The sequence below is a fragment of the Agromyces sp. P1_H4 genome, assembly GCF_056405255.1.
The window spans coordinates 1-10,337 of sequence record NZ_JBFUCL010000113.1 but is presented as its reverse complement, the minus strand read 5'-3'; the positions used below and the strand labels follow the sequence as shown (position 1 = coordinate 10,337).

General features: G+C 71.0%; 8 protein-coding genes and 1 tRNA gene. 2 read left to right on the top strand and 7 right to left on the bottom strand.

The window, feature by feature from the left end:
- From AC1DY2_RS09060 to AC1DY2_RS09040, 5 genes are all read right to left on the bottom strand, one after another.
- A partial coding sequence (locus tag AC1DY2_RS09060; protein WP_476762117.1) for a hypothetical protein occupies positions 1–194 on the bottom strand: 194 nt, incomplete at its 3' end.
- Positions 175–1,068: a PP2C family protein-serine/threonine phosphatase gene (locus AC1DY2_RS09055; RefSeq protein ID WP_476762116.1), complete on the bottom strand. Its 894-nt coding sequence runs from the start codon at positions 1,066–1,068 to the stop codon at positions 175–177. The genes AC1DY2_RS09055 and AC1DY2_RS09060, both read right to left, overlap by 20 nt.
- A gap of 131 nt (positions 1,069–1,199) precedes the next feature.
- Positions 1,200–2,243: a TerC/Alx family metal homeostasis membrane protein gene (locus AC1DY2_RS09050; protein ID WP_476762115.1), complete on the bottom strand. Its 1,044-nt coding sequence runs from the start codon at positions 2,241–2,243 to the stop codon at positions 1,200–1,202.
- A 315-nt stretch (positions 2,244–2,558) separates the two neighbouring features.
- A tRNA-Glu gene (locus tag AC1DY2_RS09045) sits at positions 2,559–2,631 on the bottom strand.
- A gap of 78 nt (positions 2,632–2,709) precedes the next feature.
- Positions 2,710–3,612, bottom strand: a complete 903-nt coding sequence (locus AC1DY2_RS09040) for a diacylglycerol/lipid kinase family protein (RefSeq protein ID WP_476762114.1) — start codon at positions 3,610–3,612, stop codon at positions 2,710–2,712.
- Between the two features lie 61 nt (positions 3,613–3,673).
- Here AC1DY2_RS09040 and AC1DY2_RS09035 point away from each other — a divergent pair, with 61 nt between their 5' ends.
- Complete coding sequence (locus AC1DY2_RS09035) at positions 3,674–4,312, top strand: MBL fold metallo-hydrolase (protein ID WP_476762113.1); 639 nt, start codon at positions 3,674–3,676, stop codon at positions 4,310–4,312.
- 77 nt (positions 4,313–4,389) lie between these two features.
- On the opposite strand, the gene AC1DY2_RS09030 is transcribed toward AC1DY2_RS09035, so the two are convergent.
- Both AC1DY2_RS09030 and AC1DY2_RS09025 read right to left on the bottom strand, forming a co-directional pair.
- Positions 4,390–6,738: a transglycosylase domain-containing protein gene (locus AC1DY2_RS09030; protein ID WP_476762112.1), complete on the bottom strand. Its 2,349-nt coding sequence runs from the start codon at positions 6,736–6,738 to the stop codon at positions 4,390–4,392.
- A gap of 200 nt (positions 6,739–6,938) precedes the next feature.
- A complete protein-coding gene (locus AC1DY2_RS09025) occupies positions 6,939–7,781 on the bottom strand; it encodes a class II glutamine amidotransferase (RefSeq protein ID WP_476762111.1) in 843 nt (280 codons plus the stop codon).
- A 400-nt stretch (positions 7,782–8,181) separates the two neighbouring features.
- On the opposite strand from AC1DY2_RS09025, the gene AC1DY2_RS09020 reads away from it, so the two are divergent.
- On the top strand, positions 8,182–10,337 hold a 2,156-nt coding region (locus AC1DY2_RS09020), incomplete at its 3' end, for a glycosyltransferase (protein WP_476762110.1).

The following is a 10,337-nucleotide window of genomic DNA, read 5'->3' as shown; positions in this document are numbered from 1 at the left end:
AGGGCGAACGGCGGCGTGGCCGCGAGGCCCGACGCGGTGAGCCGGTCGAGCACCTGCGGCGTCGGATCGGGGGCGCCGAGCTCGGCCCACACCGCCGCCACCGCGTCGGCTGCAGTGATCGGAGCCAGGAGGGCGACGCGCCCGCGCACGGCAGCGAGCCACGCGCCCGAGGGGTCAGGCCGATACGTCGCCATGGTGCCCTCCCCCGGTGCGCGGCGTCGTGTCCTCGGCGGCGCGTGACAACGAGCCGGTTCGGTCGCGGGTGGTCTCGTCGTCATCGTCGTCATCGCCGAGCTGCGACTCGACCACGATGACCGTGACGTTGTCACGACCGCCGTGCTCGAGCGCGGCATCGACCAACTCGCCCGCGAGGCCCGCCGCATGCCCGGTGTCTCCGGCGAGGACCTGGGCGAGCTGCTCGTCGTCGACCTCCTTCGAGAGGCCGTCCGAGCAGATCAGGAACACCTGGCGGCCGGCGGCGGGGATGAGCCAGACGTCGGGATCGACGACCTCGTCGGCACCCATCGCCCTCGTGATCACGTTGCGGTCGGGATGGCGCTCGGCATCGTCGGCGCTGATCAGGCCGGCGTCGACGAGTTCCTGCACCGCCGAATGATCGACGCTCAACTGCTGCAGCGTGCGTCCGTCCCACGAGTAGACCCGGGAGTCGCCGACGTTGAACACCATCCAGTGGAAGCCCGCGCCGTCGCCCGCGTCGACGAGCGCGATGCCCGTGAGCGTGGTGCCGGCGACGGCCGTGCCCTCCTCGCCCTCGGCGCTCAGCGCCCGGACGGCGTCGTTCGAACTGTGGATGGCGTCGAGCACCTGCTCGGGCGATGACGGCCTGCCTGCCTCGAGGTGACGGCGGAAGGTCTCGACCACCGTGCGGCTCGCCGCATCGCCTCGCGCGTGGCCGCCCATGCCGTCGGCCACGAGATAGACCGGTGCGGCCGCGAGGAACGCGTCTTCGTTCACGCTGCGGACACGACCGACGTCGCTCTGCGCACTGTGGGCGATCACCGCGGAACCGCGCGGGAGTCGGACGATGTCCTCGCCATCAGCGGACACGGTTCTCCTCGTCGCAACTCGCCTGCGGGCCCCCCKGCCCGGGCGCCCCACCCAGGCGCCGCCTCCCCACGCTAGCAACTCCGGGCGGGTCCTGCGGACCGCTGTGCACAGCGGCGCGACCCCCGGACCGGTCAGTGCTCGCGGCGGGAGGCGTCCTCGGTGAAGTGCGGCACCTCGTCCATGAGCTTCACGCCGCGGCGCTTCGAGTCGACCCGGGCCTTGACGAGGCTCGCGATCGTCGCCACGGCCATCGCCACCACGATCACGCCGAGCGAGGCCCACGTGGAGATCTCGGGTGCCCACTCGACGGGTTCGCCGCCGTTGAGGAACGGGAGCTCGTTGACGTGCAGGGCGTGGAACACGAGCTTCACGCCGATGAAGGCGAGGATGAACGCGATGCCGTACTTGAGGTACTCGAGCCGCTCGAGCAGCCCGCCGAGCAGGAAGTAGAGCTGGCGGAGGCCCATCAGCGCGAACACGTTGGCCGTGAAGACGATGAACGCCGACTGCGTGATGCCGAAGATGGCGGGGATCGAATCCAGCGCGAAGAGGAGGTCGGTCGTGCCGATCGCGATGAACACGATGATGATCGGCGTGAACATGCGCGTGCCGTCGACCGTGGTGCGCAGCTTGATGCCGTCGTAGTCGTCGGAGATGCGAACGCGCTTGCGGAGCATCCGCACGAGCGCGCTCTCGGTCTCCTCTGCGCTCTCCTCGCGATGCAGGAACGCCTGCTGGATCGCCGTCCAGACGAGCCAGGCGCCGAAGATGTAGAAGATCCAGCTGAAGTTCTCGATGAGCTGGGCGCCGAGGAGGATGAACACCCCGCGGAAGATCAGCGCCAGGATGATGCCCACCATGAGCACCTCCTGCTGCATCTTCTTCGGCACCGAGAACCTCGCCATGATGATGACGAACACGAAGAGGTTGTCGATCGAGAGGCTGTACTCCGTGAGCCAGCCGACCACGAACTGGCCGGCGTGCTCGGCGTCGCCGAGCAGGAGCATCAAGAGCGCGAACACGAGCGCGAGCGCCACGTAGAAGACCACCCACAGGGTGGACTCCCGGAACGAGGGCACGTGGGGGCGCTTGACGACGAGCAGCAGGTCGCCGATGAGGATGAGGGTCAGGACCACGAGGGAGCCGACTTCGAACCAGACGGGGAGTTCGAGCACAGGGGGCCTTCCGGGGTGAGTGGGTACAGGTGAACCCGAAAGTCTCTCCCGACCGCGCCCTCGGCGCGCCGCCACGCCCGGAGCGGCGTCTCTGGCGCTCGTACTGACGATCGTGGCCCGAGGCGTGCGCCTCGCGGGATACTCCCCTTCGCTCAGCCGAGTCTAGCGGAGGGCGAGCGGATGCCGCAGCGCACCGCATTCTCGCCGCGGGACGTGGCGGCGGGCCGTGGCGATCGAGGGACGACCCCGCACGTGCCGGAGAATGCCGCCCGGAAATGCAGAAAACCCCCGGGTGACCGGGGGCTTTCGCTGTTGTGACCCCAGCGGGATTTGAACCCGCGCTGCCGCCRTGAGAGGGCGGTGTCCTAGGCCGCTAAACGATGGGGCCGAATCGACAACTTGAAGAGTATGACACAGGCTCGCGGCTCCCGCAAAATCGACGCCGCCGCGGCATCCGGCGCCGTGATCATGCGAAGACCGACAGCGCCCCGGGCGCCACGTCGACCTCGATCGGGAGCCGGCCGATGCGCTCGCCGTCGGCGTACGCGACGATGTCGTCGGCCTCGATGCGCACCCGGCTCGCCCGCACGAACTCGACCGCGGGGTGGTCGACGTGGGTGCCCGCGAAGACCTTCGGGAACACGCGGACGAGCGCCGAACGGGACAGCGGATGGACGATGAAGACGTCGAGCAGGCCGTCGGCGAGGTCGGCGTGCGGCACGATGCGCATGCCGCCGCCCAGCGAGGGATTGTTCGCGACCGACACGAGCATCGCGCGCTGCTCCCGGCGCACCCCGTCGATCGTGATGGCGTACGTGCGGGGACGGAACGTGGCGAGCTCGCGGGCGAGGGCGAGCGTGTACCGACTGGGGCCGCGTGGACGCGTCATCCGGTTCGCCCGCTCGTTGACGACGGCGTCGAAGCCCGTCGAGACCACGCACGCGAACCACGTGCGCAGGTCGCCGTGCCGGATGATCCCGGCATCGATCCGCCTGGGCTCGCGGTCGAGCGCGGCCAGCAGCGCGTCCGTGGCCGCTGCGGGATCGTCGTACGGCAGCCCCAGCCCGCGGGCGAGGTCGTTGCCCGTGCCGGCCGCCACGATGCCGAGCGGCACGCCCGTCTGCGCCACGAGGTTCACGCCGAGCGAGACCATGCCGTCGCCGCCGACCACGACGAGGGCGTCGGGGCGCTGCTCGAACGCCGACTCGGCCTCGCGCCGGAGCAGCTCGAAGTTCGCCTCGCGGAGCATCGACACGTCGTACCCGGCATCCACGAGCCGCTCGACCACGGCCGGCCCCACGGCGCGATTGCGGCCGAAGGAGGCGGCCGGGTTGACGGCGACGAGGAGGCGCCGCGGGGCTCGGATCATGGTGCGATTCTGGCAGGCGACGGGCTTGCGCGCCGCGCGGCGGGCGGTGTTGGCTCGACGCATGCGACTCACCAAGCTCGAACATGCCGCGCTCGTCATCGAGGACTCGGGCGACAAGCTCTACGTCGACCCGGGCAGCTTCACCACACCGATCACGGAGTCGGCCGGCACCGCCGCCGTGGTGATCACCCATGAGCACGCCGACCACTGGACGCCCGAGCAGCTCGGCCGCATCGTCGGCGCCAACCCCGGAGTGCGCATCTTCGGCCCGGCGGGCGTCGCCGCGACGGCATCCGGATTCCCGGTGGAGACGGTCGCGGCGGGCGACGAGGTGGAGGTCGGGCCGTTCCGGCTGCGATTCTTCGGCGGGCAGCACGCGCAGATCCACCGGTCGATCCCGATCATCGACAACCTCGGGGTGCTCGTGAACGAGGCGCTGTACTACGCGGGCGACTCGTTCGTCGCGCCCGACGGGATCGCCGTCGACGTGCTCGCCGCCCCGGCCGCCGCACCCTGGATGAAGATCAGCGAAGCCATGGACTACGTCATCGAGGTGGCGCCGAAGCGGGCGTTCCCGACGCATGAGATGCTGCTGTCGCGCGCCGGCAAGGACCTCTCGAACGCCCGCCTCCGCTGGGCCGTCGAGCAGGGCGGCGGCGAGTACCTGCCCCTCGAACCCGGGGATTCGATCGACTTCTGAGCCACGCGGGAGGGCGAGGCGGCCGTCRCTGCTCGGATGCGCGGTCGTCCCGTGCGGTCAGCCGACGGCGTCCGGCGTCACTGCCCGGGTGGACCGCCCGTGCCGTTCCCGTTGCCGCCGTTCCCGTTGCCGTTGCCGTTGCCGTTGCCGCCRTTGCCGCCGTTCCCGTCGCCGCCGCCCTCGGTCTGATCGGCCGGTGCAGGCGTCTCGGTGGTTCCACCGTCGACGCCGCCCGACTTCGGGGCGACCGGGCCCGGTCCGGCCTCGGTGAAGGGGTCGCCGCCGTACTTCGCCGCGGCCACCGACATGACGGCCGGCCACATCCGGTGACGCGCCGTCGCGGCCTGCCCGCTCGCGAAGGAGATGGCGCGCTGGTTCGCATCGCCGTTGACGCTCACCACGGCCGCCGCCGTGGCCACCTTCGAGCTGGCGCCGACCATCCAGGTGTCCTTCGCCCCGTCGGTGGTCCCCGTCTTGCCGATGAGCGGCACGTGCGGCGAGGTCGCCCCGTTCGAGACGGTGGCGGTGCCGCTCGTCATCACGCGGATCATGGCGTAGTGCATCGCCGCGGCGACCGCGGGCGGCACCGATTCCGTGCACGTCGTCTGCGGGGCGGGCAGCTCCTGGCCGTCTCGCCCCACGATGCGGTCGATGGCGACGGGAGTGCAGGTGACGCCGTTGTTCGCGATGCCGGCGAATGCGACGGCCATGGTGAGCGGGGCCACCTCGTTGATGCCGATCACCGCGGAGGCGCTCTGCACGAGCGGTTCGCCATCGGCGCGGTGCACGCCGAACGCCTCGGCGGTCTTGCGGATGCCGCAGAGGTCGAGCCGCTTGGCCATGCCGATGTAGCCCGTGTTGATCGAGCCGATCGTCGACTCGAGGGCGCTGTAGTTGGCACCCGCCTCGTTGGCGTCGTTGCGGGGCGCCCAGTGCTCGGCGTCGTAGTTCTGCGGGCCGAGGCAGCTGTCCTGGAACGTGCCCCAGTTCGCCTTAGGCCGGGAGTCGACCCGCTCCGAGAGCGCGTGCCCCGTCTTCAGCCACTCCGCCAGCGTGAACACCTTGTACGAGGAACCCGGCTGGAACCCGCGCGAACCGCCGTACTCGAAGTCGGTGTTGTAGTTGATGCTCGTGAACTGCGGGCCCGAGTTGAGCACCTCGGGATCCTGGCTGTACGTGCGGTTCTGCGCCATCGCCAGCACCCGGCCCGTGCCGACCTGCACCGAGGAGATCACCGCGCCGACGTCCCACCCGGGATAGGTCTGCGGCACGTTCTGGGCGATCGTCGTCTCTGCGGCGTTCTGCAGGTCGAGGTCGAGCGTCGTGTAGACCTGGAATCCGCCGCGCCGGAAGTTGCGCATCCTCGTGTCGGCGTCCTCGCCGAAGTTCGGGTCGTTCTGCAGGATGTTCTTCACGTAGTCGCAGAAGTAGGCGCTGCCCCCCGCGGTCTGGCATCCGGTGCTCGGCTCGGTGATGGCGGGCTGCACGGGCGTTGCGACCGCCGTGTCGTACTCCGCCTGCGTGATCTTCCGGTACTCCAGCATGCGGTCGAGGATGTAGTTGCGCCGCGAGGTGTTCTCGGCGTAGCCGTTCGCCGCACCGTTCGTCTCGCTCTCGGGCTTGTCGATCTGGAACTTCGCGGGGTTGTTCACGATCGCCATGAGGGAGGCGGCCTGCGCCAGCGAGAGATTCGCAGCGCTGGTGTTGTAGTAGTAGTTCGCCGCGGCCTCGATGCCGTACACGGTGCCGCCGAAGCCGGCGATGTTCAGGTAGCCGAGCAGGATCTCGTTCTTCGTGTACCGCTTCTCGACGCCGATGGCGAGGCGCATCTCCTTGAGCTTGCGGTCGATCGACGTCTCGGTCACGGTGTCGTAGCAGCCGAGGCGCTCCTGCTCGATGAGGGCGTGGCGCTCGTCACCGGTGAGCGCCTCCCGCTCCTCCTCGGTGAGGTCCTCGAGTGCCGTGACGTCGGCCATGCCCTCGCACTCCTGCACGCGCACGTTCTTGACGTACTGCTGGGCGATCGACGACCCGCCCTGCGTCTCGCGGCCGGTCGCCGTGGTCACCGCCGCGCGCACGGTGCCCTGCAGGTCGATGCCGCCGTGCTCGTAGAACCTCGGGTCCTCGCCGGCGACCGTTGCGTCCTTGACGTACTGGCTGATGCCGTCCCAGCCGACCTCGATGCGGTTCTGGTCGTAGAACGAGGCCAGGAGCACGGTGGACCCGTCGGACCTGGTCGCGTAGATGTTGCTCTTCTCCGACAGCTCCCCGATCTCGAGGTAGCTCGGCAGGTTCTCGAACATGCCGATGGTGCCGGATGCCGCGATGCCGACGGTCGCGATCGCCGGCGTCACCCCGACGACGACGAGCGTGGCCGCGGCCGCACTGGCCGCCACGAGTCCGATGAGCCCGCCCAGAACGCCCACGGGGGTCCGCGTCTCGGCGAAATCCCGATTCCGCTTGTTCCGGACGGCCATGCGATCACTCCCGGAGCCCGCGATCGTGCGGGTGACGCGTGCCCGGTAGGGCGGGCACCATGGTGGTTCGATCACCATCGAACCTCAGCATGCCGTGCGTGTCCAGCCTTCGGTGCGACATCCGGCCCCGTGTCCTCTCGCCCCGTCGATCAATCGGCTTCGGCGAGGAAYGGCCGATGGTCGAACTCGCCCTCGCCGATGATGGCGACGGTCGATTCGGGCACCTCGATGAACGCGCCCGGCATGTCGTTCAGGGGCTCCGAGACCACCACGCGCGCGTTGCGGCCGAACAGGTTCAGCCGCTCGACATCGGGGTACAGCTCACGCAGCGTGTCGATGTCCTCGGAGTGGAAGAGGGTGCGCGACCGGCGCTGGGTGGAGTAGCGGAACGCCCAGATCGTCGTCCCGTCGGAGACGGCCATGGTGCCCTGCATGGGGAAGGCGATGCCGTGTTCGCGGCCGACCTTCTCGATCAGCTGCACGGCGGCGGTGATGCCGGCGATGGGGTCGTCACGGAGGCCGAGGGACAGCGCGAGGTGGAAGATCACCTCGGAGTCGGTCGTGCCGTGGATGTGCGGGTAGAGCGACGGGTCCACGGCGAACACGAGGTCGCGCTTCATCTTCACGAAGTCGCCGAGGAAGCCGTTGTGCATGAACAGCCAGTTCTCGTACCGGAACGGGTGGCAGTTCGTCTGCTGGATCGGGGGCCCGCCCGCCGCTCGCACATGCGCGAAGAAGAGCGGGCTCTCGATCGCGTGGGTGAGCTCCCGCAGGTTCTCGTCGTGCCACGCCGGCTCGATGCTGTGGAACAGCGCCGGCTTCGCGTCGTCGCTGGTGCCCGACGGGTACCAGCCGATTCCGAACCCGTCGCCGTTCACGGTCTCGGCCCCGAGCGGCGAGTTCAGCGACTGCTTCACGAGCGAGTGCTGCGTATCGAGGATCAGCGTGGACGGTCGGAGCGGTTCCCCCGAGTATGCGAGCCAGCGGCACATGCGGTCATCCCCCTGCACATCGTCGGCGAGGCCTCGTGCGGCGCGACGCCGTTGGCCACATGCTAGTCCCGGCCGGGCGTGGCCCGCTCGGATGGGCGGCCGCCGCTTCGCCGCCCCATTCTGGGGGCATCGGATGCCGCGGCACCGCGCCTACGATGTGGGGACCGTCAGCCGTGGGACCTCCCGCACGCGTCATCCGGCCGCCGGTGCGATTCCCAACACCCACGGGAACGACGGGCCCCGACCACATTCTCCTGGCCGGGGTCCTTCGCCGTCATCCGAACGATGGATGCCGCGTCGGCGGAGAGCGCCGAGACTCGACGAGCCGGTCACGCCCGAACCGCAGGATCGGTGGCGCAGATGGGCGCCGTCGGCGGCGCGCGTCGATGAGGAGGACGTCGTGGGAGTCCAGACCGCACTCGATGCAGTGACCGGTGCCGACGCGATCGTGGACGCGATGCGACTGGCCGACGACCTCGCGTTCGAGGCCGGCCGGGATCCGGGCGTCCGCACGCTCCGGGTGCTCGGCGGCGCGCTCCGCGGCGACGACGAGATCGCCGCCATCGCGTCGACCCACGCCCTCGCCGGGATGTTCGACCGTGAGGCGGGCAGGATACTCGTCGGCCTGCTCACCGACGAGCGGGCCTTCCTCCGCGAGCACGCGGCGTGGGCGCTCGGCGGTGGCCTCCCTCGCGCGGATGCGATGGGCGCGCTGCTCGGCATGGTGGTCACTGGAGGGTTCGGGGGCATGCTCGCGCAGCGGACGCTCGAGCAGTGGTCCCCCACGACCGCCGAGGCGCTCGTCGTGGGGACCGAGGCGGCGCTGCTCGGCGTCGTCGAGCCGGCTGCCCGCGCGCGGGTGGTCGAAACCCTCGGACTCGTGCGGCATTCGATCGCGACGGCGCCGCTCCTCCGCATCGCACGGGACTCCGCGGAGGCCGAAGGGGTGCGCATCGCGGCCGTCGCGGCGATCGGGCAGCGGTCCGCGGATCCGCGGCTGGCGGAGTTCCTGCGCCTGGTGGCCGCCGGCGGCGGTCCCCTCGGCGCGGTCGCCGAACTGGCACTGCTCGACCTGCGCCCGCACCTGCGTTCGCCGGAAGCACGGGCGGAGGGTCGCCGATCCGGCCTGACGATCGCGCAGCTCTTCCTGCACGCCGACCTCGACCCCCGGCTGAGCTCCGCCGGCTCCGGCGACAACGGCGGCATCGCCACCCTCCTGGTGCGGCTCGGCGACGCCCTCGTGCGCGACCGCGAGACCGGCGTGGAGCGCGTCCTCACCCTCTCTCGCGGCTCCGTCGCTGAGGCCGCCACCGATCTCGTCCGACTCCGCGACGGCGCCTCGGGGCACGTGTACGGGCGTGTCCCGTTGCTCCGCGACCCCGTGCCGTCGGCCGCGGCGTGGCCGTTGCGGGTCGCCGCCCGCCGTGGCATCCGGCGCGTTCTGCTCGCGGCCGAACAGGTCGACGTGCTGCACCTGCGCATGGCCGACGTCGGCAGCCTGGCGGCGGCGGAGGTCGCACGGGAGCTCGGCATCCCCGTGGTGTTCACCGTGGCCCCCGACCCGCACGCGGTGATCGAGTCGCTCGACCGCTCGGGTGCGATGAGCCGGCACGACTTCGGCCGGTTCGACCTCGCCGAGCACTTCTGGTTCCGCACGCGCCTCGTGCAGCGGCTCGCGGCCAATGCGGCGCACACGGTCCTCTTCCCGCGGCCGCACCTGGAGGAGGACCTGCGCCGGCTCGTGGGCATCGACCTCACCGCCCGCGCGGAGCGCCACACGGTGGTGCCCGAGGGCGTCGACCTCGCGACGATCGACGAGGCGGTGGCGGATGCCACGGCGCACGCGCACGGCGCCCCGCCGGTGCCCGCGATCGCCGAGCTGCGCACCCTCGTCGAGGTACTCGCCCCCGAGCGCCGGGGCCTGCCCCTGATCGTGACACTCGGCCGCCTCCACCGGGTGAAGGGGATGGCGACGCTCGTGGAGGCGTGGGCCACGCGCCCGGTGCGGCGACGCGCGAACCTCCTCGTCATCGGGGGCAACCTCGAGCATCCCTCTCCCGACGAACGCCAGCAGCTCGACCTCATCGAGCGAGCGGTGCCGGCGTCGGAGCGCCCCACCGCGGGCCTCATGCTGCCGGGCCACCGCTCGAACGACGTCGCGGCCCGCTGGCTCGCCGCAGCCCGGTTCGGGATCCCTGGTCTCGTCGCACCCGGCGGCGTCTATGCGTGCGCGAGCCTCAAGGAGGAGTTCGGCATCGCGCTGCTCGAGGCCATGGCCACCGGCCTTCCGGTCGTCGCCCCCGACGGTGGCGGACCCGCCACCTATGTGGAGCCCGGCGTGACCGGCCTGCTGACCGCGACGTGGGACGCGGAGCGCCTCGCGTGGGCGCTCGACGAGTCGCTCGACGTGGCGACGCACGGCGACACCGCCCGGGCCGAGCGGTCCCGTGGGATGGTCCGCGACCACTTCACCGTCCAGGGCATGTCCGTGGCGCTCGGACGGGTCTACCGGGGCGTGGCCCGCGACGAGGCCGCGCTCGAGCGGCTGGATGCGGC

Excerpts from the sequence above, each read along its gene's own strand:
- AC1DY2_RS09040 (WP_476762114.1), bottom strand. The coding sequence starts at position 3,612 with ATGATCCGAGCCCCGCGGCGCCTCCTCGTCGCCGTCAACCCGGCCGCC.
- AC1DY2_RS09035 (WP_476762113.1), top strand. The coding sequence starts at position 3,674 with ATGCGACTCACCAAGCTCGAACATGCCGCGCTCGTCATCGAGGACTCG.